Origin of the sequence: Pseudoxanthomonas sp. (genome assembly GCF_002863005.1) — a bacterium.
Classification (GTDB): Bacteria; Pseudomonadota; Gammaproteobacteria; order Xanthomonadales; family Xanthomonadaceae; genus Pseudoxanthomonas_A.
On the sequence record NZ_PKDG01000049.1, the window covers coordinates 176,767 to 196,308 of the forward strand.

Below are 19,542 nucleotides of genomic sequence, written 5' to 3' on the forward strand. Positions count from 1 at the left end.
GTCAGAAGCTCCACTGCACGGAAACGTACGCGCCGCGCTGGTCGTCCAGTGTGGCGATGCTGCCCAGGTCGGCCCATGCGCCGACCACCGCGACATGCTTGTTCGGGAACCACGCCACGAACACATCGCGCCAATCGTCTTCGCGGGCGAAGCCGAGGTTGTCCGGCTTCTGGCGGTATTCGACACCGACGGCCAGCCGCGGATCCAGCAGCACCGCCGCCGAGCCCTCCCACAGCCAGCTGCGTGCGGCGCGCCGGTCGCCGCCGAAACCGAGCAGCCCGGCCTGGTTGCCGCTGGTGGATCGCAGCGTGGCATTGAGCAGCAACTGGTAACCCCCCGCGGCATCGAGGAACAGCTTGCTGGCGCTCACGTAGGCGTCGGTGCCATGGTCGTCGCGGGCGCCGACCGCCAGCGGAAGCGCGCCGTCGCGCAGCCGCTTGTGCTGCACCCCCACGCTCACCTGCGGCATGCGCGTGTAGACCAGGTCGCCGGCCACGCGTACTTTCGCGCCGTAGATGTCCTGTTCCAGCGCGTCCCAGGGCAGCGCCAGCCGCCGTTGCAGTTCGCCCAGGTCGAACGACTGCCGCGCGAACGACACTTCCACCCGATTGCCGAACGTGTAGGACGCTCCGTAAGCGTGCAGTTCGTAGTCGCCGGTATCCACGCGGGTGTAGAACGCCGCGCCGCCGTTCTGTCCGTCGGTGCCGTAACCGGACAGCACGGCCCACGGCACGATGCCCCCGCCGGCCGCTCCTTCGATCTGGGTCGCGCCACCGGTCGCCAGCAGGCGTCCCTGTCCGGCGAGCGCGGGCAGGGCCGGCAGGAGTGCCGCGACCGCGCACGCGAGCGGGAGGGCACGAAGGCGAACGGTCATGCGTCGGTTTCCAGCGGGAGGGCATGGGACGGGGTAGCGGTCTCGCGCCGGCGGCACCAGTCCAGCAGCTCGGCACTGCCGAGCGGTGCACTGAACAGGTAACCCTGCACCATGTCGCAGCGGTAACGGCGCAGCAGGGCGAGTGCGCGATCGTTCTCCACGCCTTCGGCGATCACCGACAGGCCCATGTTGTGGCCCAGCTCGATGGTGGAGCGCACGATCACCGCATCGTCGCTGCCTTCTTCCAGCTGCATCACGAAACTCTTGTCGATCTTCAGTTCGTCCACCGGCATCCGCTTGAGCTGCGCCAGCGATGAATAGCCGGTGCCGAAGTCGTCGATCGCCAGCCGCACGCCACAGACCTTCAACCGGTGCAGCATGCGCAGGGCGTACTCGATGTCCTGCATCAGCGCGCTCTCGGTGACTTCCAGGATCACGCGCCCGGCCGGCACCGCGTGCGTCGCCAGTCGCTCTTCGATGTAGGCGGGCAGGTCGGCGTCCAGCAGGTCCATCGCCGACAGGTTCACCGCCAGCCCCAGGTCGAGGCCGCCCTGGCGCCACGCGGCATTGCAGGCCAGCGCCTGGTCCAGCACGAAGCGCGTCAGTTCATGGATGAAGCCGGAACGTTCGGCCAGCGGAATGAATTCGTCCGGCGCCACCGGGCCGAGCGAGGGGTGCCGCCAGCGCACGAGCGCCTCCACGTGCTGCACGTGCGCGCTGGCCGCGTCCAGCTTCGGCTGGAATTTCAGCTCCAACTGTCTGCCGGCGATCGCCTGGCGCAGGTCGGTCATGAGCTGCAGCTGCCTCAGGTGCGACTCGTCGCGCCCGGGCTGGTAGACGGCCACGCCGCCGTGCGCGGCCTTGGCGTCGTACAGCGCGATATCGGCGCGGCGCAGCAGCGTGTCGGCATCCGCACCGTGCTGCGGGTGGCAGGCCATGCCGAAACTGCCTTCCACGCCAACGCGCGTACTCGGCAGGTCCAGCGGTTGCTTCAACGCCGTCCACAACGCCTGGGCCTGCACGTTCGCAGCCTCGCAGGACAGGCCGCGCAGCATCACCATGAATTCGTCGCCGCCCAGCCGCGCCACCAGGTGCGCCCCGCCCAGCGCGCCGCGCAGGCGCCGCGCCACTTCGCGCAGCACCTGGTCGCCGAACTCGTGGCCCAGCGTGTCGTTGATTTCCTTGAAGCGGTTCACGTCCATCACCAGCACTGCCACTTCGCCGCCCGCCGCGATCGCTGCCTGCAGGCGGTCGTAGGCATGGCTGCGGTTGGGCAGGCCGGTCAGCCCGTCGTGGTGCGCCTGGTGCAGGATGCGTTCCTCGCGCGCTGCGATGTCGGCCTGCATGCGGCCGAAGGCGCCGGCCAGCTCGGCGATCTCGCGACTGCCGCCGGACACGGGTGCCTGCGAGTAGTCGCCGGCCTGGATGCGCTGCGCCGCCTGCGCCAGCCGCGCTACCGGCCGGCTGATGCCTCGCCCCAGCGCAACCGCCACGGCGACCGCGAGCACCGCCGCCAGTCCGGACAGCAGCAGGATACGCGAGCGCAGCGCGCGGTAGGGCGCGAGCGCGCGGTCGTACGAATCCAGCAGCACCAGCCGGGCGTCGTCGCCCTGCGTCAGCGGATGCGAGTCGGACAGGTAATGGTCGGCACCCACGGCGACCGGCCGTGCGTGATCGCCGTCGGCCACCCAGGCGCGGGCGAAGGGCGCGCGCTGGTCCATCGGCAGGGAGGCCGCATGTACCCGGGTGCGGTTGCCGACCAGGGTGACGAAGGCGGCTTCCAGGCCCGTGAGGCTGCGGTATTCCTGCGCGACGGCATCGTCGTAGCGGCGACCTACCGCGAGCCAGCCGACCCGGTCAGGGGCCATCACCGGCAGCACCACCACCAAGTACAGCGCGTCCTGCACCACCACCGTCTGCAGGGCCAGGCCATCGGTGGCGGCCTGCCGCATGATCCCGGCCAGCACATCGGCCGAGGGGCCGGCCATGCCGTTGGCGCTGGCCTGCCAGCGGCCGTCGCGGTCGAGGACCCATGCCAGGTCCGCGCCGATGCGCGTGCCATGGTTGTCCAACGCCGAGCGCAACGTGGGCAGATCGCCGCTGGTCACCGCCGCACGGAATCCGAAGTCGTCCGCCAGCACCGATGCCGACGCGAGCAGCTGCTCCGAGCGGCCCTGCTGGAACTGCTCCCACACGCGATGCCCCACGTGCAGTTCCTGCTCCAGTCGCGACGACACCGCGCGCTGGGTCGCGACCGTGACCACCGCGAACGTGGCCAGCTGCGCCGCCGCCACCACGGCGATCATCACCGCGATGACGCGCGTCTGGAAACGGCGTGGCTTCAAGGCGTGCCGCCCTTTGTCTGGCGGAACTTCTCCTGCAGCGAGCGGAGACGGTCGTTGCCGCGGACCTCGCTCTTCACCGGCGCCAGCGACACCTGCAGGGTCGCGGAGGTACCGGCGGCCGGCACGTCGAGCGCGCGCTCGAGCGGTGCACCGTTACCGCGGACGTGCCACACGCGCAGCGTGTAGCGTCCCGGTGGCACCTCCAGCGACAGCTTGCCGTCGGGCCCGGTCTTGCCGAAGTAGGGCGTGTCGAGCACGACGATGTGGCCGATCATCCAGTCGTGGATGTTGCAGCCCACCACCACCACGCCGGGCTTGTCGAAGCGGATCGGCGCGGCCTTGTTGCCGGAGTAGAGCGGGATCTCGAACTGCCGCGGCTGGGAGAACGAATAGACGTGGTGCTGGATGTTGTCGCGGTTGGGGAACGCCACCACCGTGCCGGCCTGCACCGGCAGCACGCCGGGGACGAACGCCGAATGCTGCTGGTCCATGCGTGCGGTCGCTGTGCGGGTGGACGACGGAACCGTACCGTGCAGGCTGACCACGGCGTCCATCGCCGGCCCGGTGTTGCTGCCGACGGCCAGGCGCACCTCCGCGGCATGGGCGCCCGACGCCATCGCAAGGGCCAGTACCCCGCCTGACCATGCCCGCCTTGCGAGCCGCTGCAGATCCATCGATGTCCCCTGTCTGATCCAGGCATTTCAAGCAAATCCCGTGCCACGGCTCACACCCTGCCGCGCCTGGGCTACGCCGCAGGGGAGAGGATCGCGTCGCTTCGGAACGGCTGAAACTGACGTTACGCGTCACGGAGATGGTCGGATGCAGGCGCGCCCAGCCTCACCGATGGCACCCGCGGGCTCAGTCCACGCCCATCAGATGGCGCGTGACCCCGGCGGCATCCAGGCCCGCCAGGGTGCCCGGCCGCGCGCCGGACCAGAGCGGGAAAAGTCATCGCGGCCGACGGCTTCCGCCGCCGCGCGCAGCGGTGCCAGCGCCGGCGACGCCCACGGGAACGCCGGTGGCAGGTCCGACAAGGGGCCCAGCTCGCGCATCAGCCGGTTGACCAGGCCACGGGCGGGCCGGCCACTGAACAGGTTGGTCACGGCGGCTTCGCGCATCGGCTGCTGGAGCGCAGCGCGATGCACGGGCGCGGTCGTCGCCTCCGGACACAGCAAGTACGCGGTGCCGGCCTGTACCGCGCTGGCGCCCGCGTCGAGCATGGCCCGTACATCATGGCGATCGCCGATGCCGCCGGCTGCGATCACCGGCACGGCCAACGCCTTCGACAACGACGCCACCAGCGGAAGCGTTGCGGGTTGCAGCGTCAGGTCCTCGGAGAGGAAATGCCCCCGATGCCCACCCGCCTCGATGCCCTGCGCGATCACCGCGTCCACGCCGCGATGTTCCAGCCACAGGCCTTCCTCCCGCGTCGTGGCGGACGACAGCACGGTCGCGCCCCAGCCCTTGATGCGCGCCAGCAGGTCTGCATCGGGCAGTCCGAAGTGAAAGCTCACGATCGGCGGACGGAACGGTTCCAGCAGCGCCACCGTTGCGGCATCCAGCGGGCGCCGCGCGCCGTTAGCCGATGGCGCGGTCGGGACGATGCCGTACGCGTCGTAGTACGGTGCCAAGGCCTCGCGCCAGCGCTGCATCTCGTCCGCGTCGGGCTCGGCCATCGCATGGCAGAAGAAGTTGAGGTTGACCGGCTGCGCGCGCGCGGCGAACGTCCGGAGTGCCGCCTGCAACTGCGCGGCGTCCAGCATCGCGCACGGCAGGGAACCGAGTGCGCCCGCGTGCGCCACCGCAAGGGCCAGTCGTTCGTCCTGCACACCCGCCATCGGTGCCTGGATCAGCGGCAGGCCGGTACCGAGGAGGGAGGCGAGGGCGGTCATGGGGTCAGCTTACGCGACTCCCGAGGGCGCCCCGACTCACGTCGGCGCCGGGAAATCCGACAGTGCCGTACCCGCCACGGAGACCAGCCTATCGAGGCGGACGTGCTCGCCCGAGTCGAGTTCCACCCGTTCGACGCCGTCGCGCGCGGACAGCGTGACGAGGCGGCAGGTCCGCCGTTGCATCACGCCATCGTCGTCGAGGAAGCGGACTTCGACGGCGGTGCGACGCATGGCCGTGGCTTCCAGCACATCATGGAATTCGCAGTTGACGGGCAGATAGGGCGCGCGTGAATCGGGCATGGCGTTTCGCTCGATGGTTTGCCGGCGGCCGCAACCGGGCCGCGGTAAGCTGCGTGCCCCGCAGGATGACACAGGCGGCGGACGTGTCGATGTCCGGCCTTTCGGTTCGTCGCCAAGGCGTCACGACCCACGGGAGTTCCCATGAAGTACCTCGGCCTCGCCTATTTCACCCCCGAAAAGTTCGCCGCGATGAGCCCCGCGGCTGTCGAGGCGCTGGTCGGCCAGTGCCCTGCGCGGGACGACGCGATGCGCGCGACCGGCAAGGTGCGGTTGGCCGCGTCGCTGGGCGACCTGGATGGCTGGAAGACCCTTCGTCCCCGCCAAGGCCGGACGCAGGTCAGCGACGGGCCGTACACCGAGTCGAAGGAGGTGGTCGGCGGCCTTTTCATCATCGATGCCGACAGTCCCGAAGAGGCGGTGCGGATCGCTTCGCTGCATCCGGCGGCCACGCTCGGCGAGGAGGGCGGCTGGGCCGTCGAGCTGATCCCCATGGAGTTCCATTTCGAAACATGAAGCCTTCGCGAGGTGGCAGATGATCGAACTTCCTGTCCGGGATCCGTGCGACCTGTGCGTGGCCGCGCGCGACGAGCCGTGGAAGATCATCGACGAGAGCGAGCACACGCTCACCGTGATCAATCCTTGGCAATTCGAGACCGGCCAGTGCTGCGTCATCACGCGCCGGCACGTGGCGACGCTGCTCGATCTGTCCGCACCGGAGTGCGCGGCCGTCCTGGGGGCGGGCCAGCGCGTCGCCAGCGCCCTTGTCCGCGCCTATCGGCCGCTCGGCATCCTCACGTTCCAGAACAACGGCGTCTACAGCGGCCAGGAAACGCCGCACTTCCATTTCCACGTCGTGCCGCGGCAGCCCGGCAGCGACTGGGGCATCGGCCCGCCGCAACTCGCCGTCTTCGAAAGCGCCGGGCGCAGGCGGGGTGCCGTCCACGACCCGAACGATGATGCGGCGCGGATGGCGCGCGTCCGCGTCTCCCTCGAACGCCTGACGGAGACGGCCGCGCAGATCCGCGCGCATCTGCCGGCTTGATCTGCGCCGCTGACGGACATCGGCCGTTCTTGTCCGCAGGACGCGCACTGCTTCCAGACACCGACACCGGTCAGCCGTCTCCGGTTCACACCAGCTTCGCGGGGCGTTGCGGCAAAGTTCCGCCATGACTTCATTGAACATCCTCTACGTCGATGACGACGACACGCACCGCTCCATGGTGGCCGAGGCCATCGAGTTCGCGGGGCATACGGTGACGCAGGCCGCGACCGCGACGGCGGCGCTCGATCTGATGCGGCAGGCGACGTACGACTGCATCGTCACCGACTACTGGATGCCGGACATCACCGGCGCCACGGTCGCGCGCGAAGCACGCGTGCTCCATCCCGGCGCAACCGTGTGCGTGGTCTCCGGCCACGACAAGAACGACATGGCGGGATTGCCGCCCGGCACCCTGCTGATGACGAAACCCTTCAACGTGCCGCTATTGCTGGACGTGCTGACGCCGCGCTAGTCGAGAACGCCACCGTGACGCGCAGTCCGGGACTCACGCCGGCGGCGCATCGCGCGCCTTGGGTGGCAGGATCGCCGGTGCCTGCTGCGCCATCAGGTCCACGACCCAATCGATGAACACCCGCAGCTTGCGGCTGACATGGCGGCTGGGCGGAAACGCCAGGTAAAGCGGCATCGGCGCCAGCTGCCAGTCCTCGAACAGCGGCACCAGTTCGCCGTGCGCGACGGGCTCGCGGGCCATGTACTGCGGCAGCCACAGCACGCCCATGCCGGCCAGCCCCGCCGCCAGATAGGCGTTGCCATCGTCCACCGACATGACGGGCCGGCCGTGCACGCTGACGTGTTCGTCGCCTCGTTGCAGGTCGTACGCCAGCGGAGGGCCGGTGCGCGATCCGCGATAGCCGACGATGCAGTGCGCGCCGTCGTCCAGCGCGTGGGGATGCACCGGCGTGCCCGCGCGTGCCAGGTAGGCCGGCGATGCATAGATGCCCAGTGCCAGGTCTGCCAGGTGGCGTGCCCGCAGCGAGGGATCGGAGAGCGTGCCACCGCGCACCACGCAGTCGACGTTCTCGTCGATCAGGTCCACATGCCGGTCGCTGGCGCCCAGGTCCAGCTGGATATCGGGATAGCGCGCGTGGAAATCCGGCAGCGCCGGCACCAGGACCAGGCGCGCCAGCGGCGCAGGCACGTCCACGCGCAGCCGTCCGCGCGGCGCCTCGGACGCGGCCGACAGACTGGTCTCGGCATCGTCCAGGTCGGCCAGCAGGCGGACCACGCGCGCGTAGTACGCGGCGCCGTCGGCGGTCGCGTTGACCTTGCGCGTGGTGCGGTGGAGCAGCTTCACCCGCAGGTGCGCCTCCAGGGACTGCACCAGCTGCGTCACCCGCGTGCGGCTCGACTGCAGCGTCTCGGCGGCCCGGGTGAAGCTGCCGGTCTCGACCACGCGGACGAAGGCCTGCATCGCGTCGATGCGGTCCATGCGCACTCCTTGGGGGGGCGGGAATTGTTTCGATTCTACAAACAGTGATCCCGCGATCGGCGTGTATATCCGGAAAGCCACGGTGCCTAGAGTGATCGCCATGCATCGGGCGACCGGCCCGACAGGAGATGCGTCCATGAACACCCGCAACGTCGTTTTCCCCGCAGGCCGCCACGCGCTGTACGAGCATCACCGCTATTCCCCGGCCGTGCGCGCCGATGGCTTCCTGTTCGTGTCCGGACAGGTGGGCAGCCGCGAGGATGGCACGCCGGAGCCGGACTTCGAAGCGCAGGTGCGCCTGGCTTTCGCCAACCTGCAGGCGACCTTGCAGGCGGCCGGCTGCACCGTGGACGACATCGTCGACGTGACCACCTTCCATACCGATCCGGAACGCCAGTTCGACACCGTGCTGGCGGTCAAGAACGACATCTTCCCGGCAGCGCCCTATCCGGCCTGGACCGCGCTCGGCGTGACCTGGCTTGCGGGATTCGATTTCGAGATCAAGGTGATCGCACGCCTGCCGCGCTGAGTGGATCCGTCACGCCGCCAGCGCGGCCTCCACCGCGGCGCTGGCGTGCAGGGCCGTGGTGTCGAACAGCGGCACGCGCGCGTCCTGCGGTCCCACCAGCAGGCCGATCTCGGTGCAGCCGAGGATGATGGCGTCCGCGCCGCGGTCGACCAGCGCGTCCATGATGCGTCGGTAAGCGTCGCGCGCGCTGTCGCGGATCACGCCGCGGCACAGCTCGTCATAGATCACGTCGTGCACCACGGCACGGTCGTCCGCCGCCGGCACGATCACCTGCAGGCCATGCACCTGCTGCAGGCGCTCGCGATAGAACGCCTGCTCCATGGTGAAGCGGGTGCCCAGCAGCCCGACGGTACGATGGCCGGCGGCGGCCATCGCCGCGCCCGTGGCATCGGCGATGTGCAGCAGCGGAATCGACACAGCCGCCTCGATCTGCGGCGCCACCTTGTGCATGGTGTTGGTACACAGCACCAGCAGGTCGGCACCGGCGGCCTGCACGCGGCGCGCTGCATCGGCCAGGCGCTCGCCGGCCGCGTCCCAGTCGCCTGCGTGCTGCCACTGCTCGATCTCGTGGAAGTCCACGCTGTACAGCACCACGCACGCCGAATGCAGCCCGCCCAGTCGCTCCCTGATGCCCTCGTTGATCTGGCGGTAGTAGGGCACCGTCGACTCCCAGCTCATCCCCCCGATCAGTCCGATCATCTTCATGCGCGCGCCGCCTGCCGTGTGATCACGCGTCGAATATGCGCGGCCGCGCAGCGGCGAGGCTTGAGCGTCACGGCGGGCGAGGGTAGGTTGCCCGGACCAAGGGGTGGCACGCCGCGCCCCCTCGACGCCGCCCACGAGGATGCCCGATGAAGTACCTGATCTCCTTTCCCAGCGCCGCGATGGTCGTGTCCGGCAGCGAGCTGGATGCCGCAGGGCGCGATTCGCGTGCGGTGATCGCGGCGGCGAAGGCCGCGGGTGTGTATGTCTTTGGGGGTGGCATCGACGAAAGCGTGCCACCGGTCCTGGTGTCCGCGGACGCGACCGTCGTCGACGGAGGCTATCCGTGGGCACCGCCGCTCACCGGCGGATTCTGCGTACTCGAGCTGCCCTCGCGTGAGGACGCGATCGCCTGGGCGGCGCGCATCGCCAGGGCCTGTCGCTGCGACCAGGAACTGCGGGTATTCGGATTCGATCCGGCTTCGTAGGCACGGACCCTCCGCCCGCGCCGCGGATGGCGCGTGCCCGCGCGACCGACGCGTCCCCTATGCTGGGCGTCATCGATGCCCGGACAGGCCGGGCGGGAGAGGACATCATGCTGACCCTGCTTGCGGCGCGGCGCGTTACCGCCGGCGTGCTTGTCGCGCTTCTTTTCGCTGCTCCCGTGGCGGCGCACGACCTGGCCATCGTTGGTGCGCGCCTCTACCCCGCACCGGATGTCGCTCCGCTCGACGACGCCACCCTGGTGATCCGCGACGGCCGCATCGTGGCCATAGGCGCCCGTGAGCGCGTGTCGGTGCCGGCCGGCATGCGTGTCGTCGATGGTCGCGGCAAGAGCGTGGCGGCCGGCTTCTGGAACAGCCACGTGCATCTGATCAAGCCGCCTTTCCTCACGCCGGACACGCAGCCGGCGGCGGCACTGGACGCGGCACTGCGTGACCGCTTCACGCGCTGGGGCTTCACCACGCTGTTCGACATCGCGTCGTTGCCGGGCGATGCACGTGCGTTGCGCGCGCGCATCGCGCGTGGCGACGTCGTGGGCCCCCAGCTGCTGACCGTCGACATGCCGTTCTTTCCCGAGCACGGCACGCCGATCTACGTGCGCGAGCTCTGGGCGCAGACCCACGCGCCCAGCGCGGAAGTGGCGACGGCCGAGCAGGCGCGCACGCGTGCGGCGGCGCAGATCGCGGCAGGGGCGGATGGCGTGAAGCTGTTCACCGGCGCGATCATCGGCGGCCCCGGTGGCGTGTTGCCGATGTCGAAGGAAATCGCCACCGCGGCGGTGGCCGAGGCGCATGCGCATGGCAAGCCCGCGTTCGCGCATCCTACCGACCGCGCGGGCCTCGATGTCGCGGTGGAGAGCGGCGTCGATGTCCTCGCGCATGCGGCCCCCGACGCGGGCGCGTGGTCGCCCGACTTCGTCGCACGCCTGAAGGCGGGCAACGTCGCGTTCGTGCCCACGCTGACCCTGTTCGATTCGGAACTGCGTCGCGAAGGCGTGCACGCGCCCGTGCTGGAGAGGTTCGTCGGCGCCGCGAAGCAGCAGCTCGGTGCGATGGCGCAGGGCGGCGGCGTGGTGCTGTTCGGTACCGACGCCGGGTACATCGAGGTGTACGACACGCAGCTCGAGTTCCAGCTGATGGCGGCTGCGGGCCTGGACTGGCGGCAGATCCTCGCCAGCCTCACCACGGCGCCGGCGCAACGCTTCGGCCAGGCCTCGGTGCGCGGGCGCTTGCAGGAGGGGCTTGCCGGTGATCTGGTGCTGCTGGGATCCGATCCGCAGGCGCGCATCGATGCCTTCGCGGACGTGCGCATGACGGTGCGCGGCGGGCAGGTGATCTACGACGCCGCGGCGACGCCTGTCGTACCTGTTCCCGCACGCGACTGACCGGCGCGTTCGGTGGAAGGGCCGCGCGCTCCGCAGCGTGGACGAAGGGCGTTCGAGATGTCCGTTGCGAGTGCGCTGAAGTGCATGGCGACGACGATCACGGCGCGCACATGTCGATCAACGGCATCCGCATGAAGCGTGGATTACGGTCTCCTCATCCGTTTCGACGATGAAGGCAGTGATCCAACTGCGACGGAATTCATGAATTTGAACGCGCGTCGTTCACCATCTTCACGCCGCCTCGACGTACGAGAACGCGGGGTAACAGGCTGGTGCCGACATCGGCTGAAACGCCGCTATATTCCCAGCTCCCAGAAGAAGGAGGATTGGAATGTTCACCAACAAGCGATTCATGACGACGGCCCGTGTGCTCGGTGTGGCGATGGTGGCCGGCGTGGCCCTGAGCGGCTGCGCGACCTACGACGACGAGTTCGCAGGCATCAACTCGCGCCTGGACCAGCTGGACACGAAGGTGCAGGGTGCGGCGCAGAGCGCCGATGCCGCGAACCAGTCCGCACAGCAGGCCAACCAGCGCCTGGATCAGATCGAAGGCCGCGTGCGTCAGCTCGAGTCCGCGCCGCGTCGCGTGCCGCGCGGCTGACCGCGCCCGCACGATTCGTGACGGATCGTGCAATCCGCATTCCGGTGGCCGCGACAGGCCACCGGGATGCGTACTGACATCGCTCCAGTGTCGAGGAACCGCACCCTCCGTATGCGCCCGCATTCTTTCATCCGTATCGTCAGCGGCGCGCTGTTGCTGACGCTCGCTTTCGCCGGTTCTGTTGCGGCCAAGTCCCAGGCCGATACCTCACGGGCCGACAGGGCCTCCGAGGCCAAACCGGCGCAAGCGGCCACCAGTGCCGACCAGCTCCCGGAAGGCCAGCAGGTCTCCGACACGATCGTCGCGCTCGCAGGCTGGATCGTCGCGACCAGGGACAGCCAGGGATATCCCTTTGCCATCATCGACAAGGCGGCGGCGCAGATCCTGGTGTTCGACGGCGAGGGTCGCCCGCGCGGCGCCGCACCGGGCCTGTTCGGATCGGCGGTCGGCGATCACACGGCGCCCGGCGTCGCGGGACTTGCCCTTCGGGAGATTCCCGGCCGTGACCGCACGACGCCGGCAGGTCGCTTCGTGGGTGGCTTCGGCCCCTCCATCGACGCCGGACGCGTGCTGTGGGTGGACTACGATTCCGCGGTCTCCATCCATCCGACCGCCACCGGGGTTCCCGCCGAGAAGCGCGAAGAGCGACTCGCGTCGCCGACACCGGACGACAACCGCATCACGCACGGCTGCATCAACGTAGCGCCCACGTTCTACACCGACATCATGCAGCCGACGTTCGAGAAGGGCGGGGTGTTCTACATCCTGCCGGACAAGGACACGCTCGAAGACACGTTCCCCGAGTTCGCGCAGAGCCGTGCGGACATGGCGGACGGCGGTAAGAAGCGGGGACGCTCGGCCCGCAAGTGAGTCGCACGCGGCAGCAGCCTGCGCGTCACGCATCTGCCAGCGACGTGGACGCTCGCGCGCATTCACGCGCGTGCGTCGCCCGCACCGCTCAGTTTCAATCCTCTATCGCCTCCACGCCCTGCAGGTCCAGTTCGGCCAGGCGTGCGCGCATGGCCGCGAGTCGTTCGGGCGAGTGGCCGACCCAGCCGTGTACTTCCGCGACCACGCGCAAGGGGTCGCGCGTCCGGTAGGAGCGCGTCGGATTGCCGGGGAATTTCTTGTCGGTGAGGTTGGGGTCGTCTTCGAAGGGGCCGGTCGGCTCGACGATGTAGATGTGCCCGCGTCCCGCGCCGACCGCCAGTTCCGCGCCCCATGTCGCCGCTTCCAGCATGGCGGTCAGATAGACGTACTTCGCGACGCGGCGTTTGCCGAAGTTGGAAACGTGGCCTGCGACGATCAGGTCGCCGGGGACGAGTGTTGCCTGGGTGCCGTGGTAGTAGACCGGGGTATCGCGCATGGGAGGAGCTCGTGTGGCCTGCCGAATCGACAGGCCGGCGATACTGATGCCCGCCCCGGGCCTTGCCGCAAGCCCCGGGGCGTTATATACATTGAGGGTGGGAGGCGCAGCGCGCCTCTTTTTTTGTGCCTGGATTCCGGTGTCTCGCAACGGGAGCATCCACCCGGATCGATGTCGGCCAACGAGTCTTGCAGCGCCGCAGGCAGGCGATGCCGACTGGCATGTGCCATCCGCCATGGCATTGCCTGCCTTAAACGCGTCTTAAAGTCGCATCGCGACACTGCCTCACGGCGACGATGCACCGCGTCGTCGTGCCCCGCGCTGCGTCGTGTCGCTCGTCGTGCGAAGCCTCTGCGTGCTCTTCTTTCTTCCCTCCACAAGGTAACGATCATGGCAGGCTGGACGACGTCGGATATTCCCTCCCAGGTGGGGCGCACGGTCCTGGTCACCGGAACGGGCGGCATCGGCCTGCACATGTCCCTTGCGCTCGCACGGGCCGGTGCCACGGTGATCGTGGCGGGACGCAACGCCGCCAAGGGCGCGGCCGCCGTCGAGCAGATCAGCCAGGTGTCGCCGCGGGCGCGCGTGCGCTTCGGCGCCGTCGATCTGGCCAGCCTCGACTCGATCGAGACCTTCGCCGACACCGTGCTGCGTTCGCACGGCAGCCTCGACCTGCTGGTCAACAATGCGGCCGTGATGACGCCGCCCCAGCGCAAGGAAACCGCCGACGGTTTCGAACTGCAACTGGGGACGAACCATCTGGGCCATTTCGCGCTGACGGCCCGGTTGCTGCCGTTGCTGCGCGAGGGACGCCATGCGCGCGTCGTGTCGCTGTCGAGCATTGCCGCGCGCAGCAGTGCGATCGATTTCGACGACCTGCAATCGCACCGTCGGTATGTGCCGATGGCCGCCTACAGCCAGTCGAAGCTGGCGTGCCTGCTGTTCGCGTTCGAGTTGCAGCGACGGAGCGTGCGCGAAGGATGGGGCATCCAGAGCCTAGCCGCACACCCCGGCATCTCGCGCACGGACCTGCTGCCCAACGGCGCTGGCCCCGGCAGTCCGCAAGCGCTGGCACGCCGCTATCTGTGGTTCCTGTTCCAGCCCGCGGAACAGGGGGCCTTGCCGCCCCTGTACGCGGCGACTGCAGCCACGGCGCAGGCCGGTGGTTACTACGGGCCGGACAGGTTGAGCGAGACACGCGGCCATCCGGTTGCGGCCAGGGTTCCGCCGCAGGCGGAGGATGTCGCCGTCGCCGAGCGCCTGTGGCAGGAGTCGGAGCGCTTGACAGGCATCGTGTTTGGCGGTCGCACGGCACAGGGCGCTCGAAAGGCGGCGCTGGACGCGGGATCGACGATGTGAAGGCTTCGCGCTTGGCACCACCGGTGTTGCCGGATTCGACGCGCCGTTCGATCACGTACCGCTGACGCTGCAGTGGCGGTCCAACCACACGCTGCATGCGAGCTACCCGGACTATCCGGGGTTCCCGCAGACGCAGTACAGCGCGGGTGATCCAGCAAGACCAAAGGTGCCTTGGTATTCGAGGGCGCGCCGTAGAGTGCACGTGGGGGGGGGGGAGCACTGCATGCCCGGCCCAGTGTCACGGCATTGCGATTCGGGTCATCGGTCGTCAGGACCCGAGCACACGCTGACCCCTGTATTCGCGTATGCGGGCCGGGGCGTCCACGTCCGATCCGACGCGGCCAGCGACAGGTCGGGGTGAGGCTTTACCTGGTGAGCCCTGTGTATGGGCCCGGGTGGTCTTACTCGACGCGGCGAGAAGACCGGTCACCCGTACGACGGGCCTCTTCGATCCAGTCCAGGGCTTCGCGGTAGCCTTCCTCGCTTTCCAGGACGCGATCCATCAGGGGCCGCCCCGTCAGCGTGAGGTACTCGCCGAGGTGCGCGGGCGTGAGGCCGGCGGTCTCGGCGGCCTGGTGGAACAGGTGCCAGCGCATCGCGCGCTTCTCGCGTTCGTAACGCAGCCAGAAGTCTGGAAGGACCTCCGCACCCGCACGCGCGCGATTCACCGGCTCTCCCGGGTTCCTGCGGTTGGGGGCGAGGCGCTGGGCGGCGGCGAGAAGCAGGTGTGCCATGTCCTCGCGCTCTACGGGGGCCTTCGCCGCACGCAGTTGGCGGGCACACCGATCCAGGGCGGTTGATAGCGCGCGCAGCGAGGCCTGGAGGTAGGGATTCGGGTGGTCTTTGATCATCGTTCGACGTTGTACGGGCCGCTAACAGCGCCCGATCACCAAGGTAGACGTCCGGCGGAGCGATTTCCCTATGGTGCTGTTCGCGATATCGGCCCCGGTGCGTTCGATGCGGTCGCGCAGCCGCAGTGCTTTCTGCTATCGATCGACTTGATCATTTTTTTGAAGAGCAGCATCTCGATTGCTTTCAGAACCGATAGCGCAGCTTGGCTACCAGTTGATCGGTATCGGTCAGCGACAGCGCCTCCTCGAACAGCTGGGCAGTGCCCGGGCGGCGGCGCTCATGCTCACCCAGGCCGCCGCGCGACCACGCTAGGTAGACGTCCGACTGCGGTCCGAGCAAATACCGGTAGCGCAGCTGGATGCCAAAGCGGTTGATGTCGAACGCGGGGAGAGCCTCGCCGGTGTCATGCAGCCGGCCATCGGCGCCGCGCCGGTAACGTTGGCCTGCCTCGGCACGCAGCCCGAGCCATTCCGATTTCAAACGCAGCTCGTGCTGGCGGCTGGGAAACCAGGTGGCGTCGAGCCTCAAAGCATCGCCTCGGCGCGTGTAGCGGCCCGCGTAATCGCCAACCTCCCAGATCAACCAGTCCCGGCTGATATCCGGCGCAAGTTCCAGCTTCGCGTTGAAGCGGTCGCCGGCGAACCAGTTCACCGCCAACCGTGCGGCCTGCGAGGGACGCGCACTCAGGCCGAGCGCCACCAACGATAGTTCGGCCTCATACGACCATGCACCGAAGCGGCGGCTGACCACGCGGGCGCTTGCCTCGTTCCGATGGCCGAACCACACCGCACCGTACCCGCGCAGGAAACGGTCGTCCCAGCCGCCGCTGCTGGTGACACTGTCGACGACGATCCGGGTGCCGCTGCGCAGATCGAAGGTGCCGCGCGCGATCCACATGTCCGGCAGACGTTCGCCGCGATGATTGCGCCGTGCCTGCGCCTCCAGCGACCAGCGCGCGGTCGACAGGCGAGACGACGCGCCTTCGCTGCGATGAAGGTAGGCGCCGGTGACTTCGATCTCATCGAGATCGCCGCGGCGCTGGTAGCCCAGGTCGTTGAAATCGAGGTCGGGATCGAAATGGGTAGCTTCCATTTCGTATGTCCAGCGTGAGGATGGCATCCAGAACAACCGCAGCCATGCACCGGAGCCGCTGCGCGTCACTCCATGCTGGTTTGCCTCGCTGGCGAGCACCTGCGCATCGACCACCAGTTGCTCGCCACGGCGCCAGCTCAGGTCGACCGCGTGCACGCGGGCCTCGCGCTGCAGGAACGGACGGCGGACATAAGTCCCGAGCCAGCCGACGTTGATTCCGGTCGATACGGGGTACTGCAGGCGCGCTGCTTGGAAGTCGCGGCCGACGGGACCGCGCTCGCTCGCCGACAGCAGGCCGTAGCCGAGCGCACCGAGCGAGCCGTTGAGCTTGATCGCGGCCGCGATGTCGGCCATTCCGGTGCCGTCATCGGCCTCAGCGCCGATGCGCCGTGTGTGCACCAGTCGGCCGGCATCGGGTGTGGTCTGCTTGAAGATGCTTTGGTTCTCGGTGAAGAACGGACGTCGGTCGCTCTGGAACGTCTCCACGGCGTCGAAGCTGATGACCAGGTCGTCTGACTCGACCTGGCCGAAATCGGGATTGACCGTGGCGCCCAGCTGGAAGGTGGGCGACGGCTTCCACAGCAGATCGACGCCGGCCTTGTGGCGGTGGTCGCCCTTGAGACGGTCGTGGGTGACGGTCGCGTACGGCCATACGTGCAGCAGCGCCTTGCGGTACTGAGCCAGGTTCACGCGTTCGAAGGCGGAGACGAAGCGCGCTCGCTCGGGCGAGACGGCGGGGTAAGCGATCTGTTCGCCCGTGGCCCCCAGCGTGCGGCTGAAGTGGACGGCAATGTCGCGGGTGGGTGCATCCGCGCCGCGCATCGGCGCCACCGTCCATGGCAGAAGCAGTTCCACCTGCCAGCCGGCGTCGTGCTCGCTCACCGCCCAGGTCCAGTCGGTGTCCCAGTCGGTGGCAAGTTGGTTCTCGTTGGTCACCACGCCGTCCTGAACCGAGCCGGACAGGTCCACGCCGAAGCTGTAAGCAGTACGGCCATCAGCGTCGAAGTCGATCATCACCGCGACCCGATCGGCGCGCGTGTCCTGATCGCGTTCGAGGCGGGGTCTGATGCGCGGATAGTCGTCTGACTGTGTGAGGGTGAACCCCACCACCAGTCCATCCGGCGTGGACAGCAGGTACGCCACCGTCGCTGCGCTATCTGGGGCGTGCGACAGCAGGTATGGGGCCACCACGCGGAAATCGCGGTACTGCACCGCGTCGCGCCACTCCGGTTCGTCCAGGCGACCGTCGACCACGATGGCCGCCTGCGTGGCCGGTACCACCAGTCCGCTGCAGAGGAGAAAGAACAGGCGCGCACGCACGCGCCGTGATGGGCCGCGTGTGCGCATCGACGGGGTCCTATGGGAGAGAAGAAGGCCGCGACCGGGCGCGGTCGCGGCGAGGATGTTTCAGCGCGGCTGACAGACCGGGGGATTGGTCATGCCGAACGACAGCAGGTTGCCGCCGTTGACGGTGCACGCATAGGTCTTGCCATTGCGCGCCTTTAAGGTGACGTAGGTATTGGTGCCTTCGGTGCGGCGCTCGATCAGGGTGAGTTCCGACGGAGACAAACCGAGCACGCCGCCGGTTTCGGACAGGATGCGTTCGTCGGAGAGGGAGTTGGTGCGGCTTGCGATCGAACTGCAGCCGACAGTAGCGAGACAGAAGACGGCGAGACTGATGCAGGCGAGAGTGCGGAAACGCATCGTGTGGTTCCTTTCCATGATGGGGCCGTGAGGGATCGCGCGTGCCGGCCCCGGGGACGCGCGCGCACGCGGCTTAGCGCGTCAGGGTCAGCGTGGACGTGGCGTTGAGGGACACCGTCCATTCGCCGTCACGTACGGCACGCAGGTCGTACAGGCCGTAAGGCGTGGCGAGAGCTGCACGCGACAGCATGCCGTCGTCGGCAAGCGCGACGATGCGCAGGCGGTGTCCGGGCCACGCATACGCGCTGGCGAAGAAGTCGCGCAGAGGTTTGGGTGCGACGAAGTCGCCAACGCAGCGGCCGTGTTCGAGGCGGAACGTCGCGTCGAGTTCGAAGTGTTCGTCCTTAAGCGCGCCGGTCAGGCGTGCGCCGACGGGGCATGCCGCGGCCGTCAGGCTGGCCGGCGGCGTGCGGAACGGCGCGGCCAGCAGTTCCGCAGTGGTTTCGATCGCCGACACCCACATCGCATTCGACAGTACGCCGACGGCGGTGCCCTGTCCGGGCCACAGGAGCAACACGCTACGTGCGCCGGTGGTAGTGCCGGCGTGGTGCGCGATCCGGTCGCCATCGGCATCGTGGCCGATGCGCCAGCCGAAGCCCACATCGTAGTCGCGCTCGTGCACCGGGGTGCCGTCGGCCAGCAGGGTGGGCTGCAGCATCGCCTCCCATCGCGCGGCGCCAACGATTCGGTGGTCGAGCAGGCGGCCACCGAAGGTCGCCAGCGCCTCGGGAGTGGCCGCCAGTCCACCGCCGGGCCAGGTGTAGCTCATGTCCGTGTTCGGGACGCGCCGTGCGGGTCCGTGCTCGATGTCGTAAAGAACGGATGCCTGCGCGGACGGCGCGTCGCCATCTGCCAGGATGGCCAGTCCGTCGGTGACGTGCTGGCGCACGTAGTCGAGGAAGTGCAGGCCCGAGCGCGCTTCGATCATCGCGCCGATCAACGTGTAACCCCAGGAGGAGTAGGAATACTTCGTGCCCGGCGTGGACAGCAGAGCGCGGTCGGAGAAATAGCCGACGGCATCGCGCGCGGTGGGATAGCGGACCTTGCCGAGCGTCTGCAGATCGTTGCCCGCGTAGTGCGGCGCGCCGGAGATGTGTGCGGCGAGTTGGCGTACGGTCACTCGCGACCACGCAGGCGTCAGCCAGGGCAAGGTGGCGCCGACTGCGGCATCGATGTCGAGCCGGCCGTCTTCGATCAGCTTCGCCGCCGCCGTGGTGGCTATGACCTTGGATACGCTGGCCAACCGGAACACGGTGTCGCGTTGCACTGGCGCGCGCGCTTCGACATCGCGCAGGCCGGCACAGCCCGTCCAGGCGACGCGGCCATCGCGCCATACCGCCGCGCCCATGCCGGGTACGCCGTTGGTCTCCACCAGAGCCTGCAGCAGTCGTTGCGAGGTGGTGCTGGCGGCGTCGGCGGGCGCGGTGCTGCAGGTATCGGACGCCATCGCGGGCACGGCGGTCGCGAGCAGCGCGAGGATGCACGCCGCGCTCAGGCGTGTGCGTGCATGAGTGAGGGGAGATGGGGCTGGCATCGGTCGGCTCCG

General features: G+C 68.8%; 21 protein-coding genes. 9 read left to right on the forward strand and 12 right to left on the reverse strand.

The annotated features are described in order from the left end of the window. Position 1: 1 nt before the first annotated feature. The 5 genes from CYU89_RS16870 to CYU89_RS16890 form a co-directional block, all read right to left on the reverse strand. Positions 2-874: a DUF3034 family protein gene (locus tag CYU89_RS16870; RefSeq protein WP_296282704.1), complete on the reverse strand. Its 873-nt coding sequence runs from the start codon at positions 872-874 to the stop codon at positions 2-4. After that, positions 871-3,180, reverse strand: a complete 2,310-nt coding sequence (locus tag CYU89_RS16875; protein WP_296282744.1) for an EAL domain-containing protein — start codon at positions 3,178-3,180, stop codon at positions 871-873. The genes CYU89_RS16870 and CYU89_RS16875 overlap by 4 nt, the downstream gene beginning before the upstream one ends. 35 nt (positions 3,181-3,215) lie before the next feature. Beyond that, on the reverse strand, positions 3,216-3,836 hold the full coding sequence (locus CYU89_RS16880) for a methylamine utilization protein (protein WP_343125267.1): 621 nt from the start codon (positions 3,834-3,836) through the stop codon (positions 3,216-3,218). A 255-nt stretch (positions 3,837-4,091) separates the two neighbouring features. Next, on the reverse strand, positions 4,092-5,111 hold the full coding sequence (locus tag CYU89_RS16885) for a nitronate monooxygenase (protein ID WP_296282705.1): 1,020 nt from the start codon (positions 5,109-5,111) through the stop codon (positions 4,092-4,094). Positions 5,112-5,147: 36 nt separating this feature from the next. After that, complete coding sequence (locus CYU89_RS16890) at positions 5,148-5,411, reverse strand: hypothetical protein (protein ID WP_296282706.1); 264 nt, start codon at positions 5,409-5,411, stop codon at positions 5,148-5,150. A 141-nt stretch (positions 5,412-5,552) separates the two neighbouring features. On the opposite strand from CYU89_RS16890, the gene CYU89_RS16895 reads away from it, so the two are divergent. The 3 genes from CYU89_RS16895 to CYU89_RS16905 all read left to right on the forward strand — a co-directional run bounded on the left by CYU89_RS16895 (position 5,553) and on the right by CYU89_RS16905 (position 6,925). Further along, entirely contained in the window at positions 5,553-5,924 is a 372-nt protein-coding gene (locus CYU89_RS16895; RefSeq protein ID WP_296282707.1) for a YciI family protein, read from the forward strand. A 58-nt stretch (positions 5,925-5,982) separates the two neighbouring features. Continuing rightward, positions 5,983-6,453 carry an HIT family protein gene (locus CYU89_RS16900; protein ID WP_296282708.1) on the forward strand — a complete coding sequence of 157 codons (471 nt, stop codon included), beginning with the start codon at positions 5,983-5,985 and terminating at the stop codon, positions 6,451-6,453. A gap of 124 nt (positions 6,454-6,577) precedes the next feature. Beyond that, a complete protein-coding gene (locus tag CYU89_RS16905; RefSeq protein WP_296282709.1) occupies positions 6,578-6,925 on the forward strand; it encodes a response regulator in 348 nt (115 codons plus the stop codon). Positions 6,926-6,958: 33 nt separating this feature from the next. Here the strand turns inward: CYU89_RS16905 and CYU89_RS16910 are convergent, their stop codons facing one another. Beyond that, complete coding sequence (locus CYU89_RS16910) at positions 6,959-7,903, reverse strand: LysR family transcriptional regulator (protein WP_296282710.1); 945 nt, start codon at positions 7,901-7,903, stop codon at positions 6,959-6,961. Between the two features lie 136 nt (positions 7,904-8,039). Here CYU89_RS16910 and CYU89_RS16915 point away from each other — a divergent pair, with 136 nt between their 5' ends. Continuing rightward, entirely contained in the window at positions 8,040-8,432 is a 393-nt protein-coding gene (locus tag CYU89_RS16915; protein ID WP_296282711.1) for a RidA family protein, read from the forward strand. 9 nt (positions 8,433-8,441) lie between these two features. Here the strand turns inward: CYU89_RS16915 and CYU89_RS16920 are convergent, their stop codons facing one another. After that, positions 8,442-9,137 (reverse strand): aspartate/glutamate racemase family protein, encoded by a 696-nt coding sequence (locus CYU89_RS16920; protein ID WP_296282712.1) that lies wholly within the window; start codon positions 9,135-9,137, stop codon positions 8,442-8,444. A 146-nt stretch (positions 9,138-9,283) separates the two neighbouring features. Here CYU89_RS16920 and CYU89_RS16925 point away from each other — a divergent pair, with 146 nt between their 5' ends. The 4 genes from CYU89_RS16925 to CYU89_RS16940 all read left to right on the forward strand — a co-directional run bounded on the left by CYU89_RS16925 (position 9,284) and on the right by CYU89_RS16940 (position 12,493). Then, positions 9,284-9,622, forward strand: a complete 339-nt coding sequence (locus CYU89_RS16925) for a YciI family protein (RefSeq protein ID WP_296282713.1) — start codon at positions 9,284-9,286, stop codon at positions 9,620-9,622. Between the two features lie 107 nt (positions 9,623-9,729). Next, positions 9,730-11,022 carry an amidohydrolase family protein gene (locus CYU89_RS16930; RefSeq protein ID WP_296282714.1) on the forward strand — a complete coding sequence of 431 codons (1,293 nt, stop codon included), beginning with the start codon at positions 9,730-9,732 and terminating at the stop codon, positions 11,020-11,022. A 331-nt stretch (positions 11,023-11,353) separates the two neighbouring features. Beyond that, positions 11,354-11,623 (forward strand): hypothetical protein, encoded by a 270-nt coding sequence (locus tag CYU89_RS16935; RefSeq protein ID WP_093490678.1) that lies wholly within the window; start codon positions 11,354-11,356, stop codon positions 11,621-11,623. A 111-nt stretch (positions 11,624-11,734) separates the two neighbouring features. Continuing rightward, the gene (locus tag CYU89_RS16940; RefSeq protein WP_296282715.1) at positions 11,735-12,493 is read left to right on the forward strand and encodes a hypothetical protein; all 759 of its coding nucleotides are present in this window, start codon (positions 11,735-11,737) and stop codon (positions 12,491-12,493) included. A 94-nt stretch (positions 12,494-12,587) separates the two neighbouring features. Here the strand turns inward: CYU89_RS16940 and arr are convergent, their stop codons facing one another. Continuing rightward, entirely contained in the window at positions 12,588-12,989 is a 402-nt protein-coding gene (gene arr / locus CYU89_RS16945) for an NAD(+)--rifampin ADP-ribosyltransferase (protein ID WP_296282716.1), read from the reverse strand. A gap of 390 nt (positions 12,990-13,379) precedes the next feature. Here arr and CYU89_RS16950 point away from each other — a divergent pair, with 390 nt between their 5' ends. Continuing rightward, a complete protein-coding gene (locus tag CYU89_RS16950; protein WP_296282717.1) occupies positions 13,380-14,348 on the forward strand; it encodes an SDR family oxidoreductase in 969 nt (322 codons plus the stop codon). Between the two features lie 401 nt (positions 14,349-14,749). Here CYU89_RS16950 and CYU89_RS16955 read toward each other — a convergent pair whose 3' ends face one another. The 4 genes from CYU89_RS16955 to CYU89_RS16970 all read right to left on the reverse strand — a co-directional run bounded on the left by CYU89_RS16955 (position 14,750) and on the right by CYU89_RS16970 (position 19,530). Next, the gene (locus tag CYU89_RS16955; protein ID WP_296282718.1) at positions 14,750-15,199 is read right to left on the reverse strand and encodes a hypothetical protein; all 450 of its coding nucleotides are present in this window, start codon (positions 15,197-15,199) and stop codon (positions 14,750-14,752) included. A gap of 184 nt (positions 15,200-15,383) precedes the next feature. Beyond that, the gene (locus CYU89_RS16960) at positions 15,384-17,639 is read right to left on the reverse strand and encodes a DUF5916 domain-containing protein (protein WP_296282719.1); all 2,256 of its coding nucleotides are present in this window, start codon (positions 17,637-17,639) and stop codon (positions 15,384-15,386) included. A 60-nt stretch (positions 17,640-17,699) separates the two neighbouring features. Next, positions 17,700-17,996 (reverse strand): hypothetical protein, encoded by a 297-nt coding sequence (locus CYU89_RS16965; protein WP_296282720.1) that lies wholly within the window; start codon positions 17,994-17,996, stop codon positions 17,700-17,702. A 73-nt stretch (positions 17,997-18,069) separates the two neighbouring features. Further along, complete coding sequence (locus CYU89_RS16970; protein WP_296282721.1) at positions 18,070-19,530, reverse strand: serine hydrolase domain-containing protein; 1,461 nt, start codon at positions 19,528-19,530, stop codon at positions 18,070-18,072. Between the last annotated feature and the right edge of the window lie 12 nt (positions 19,531-19,542).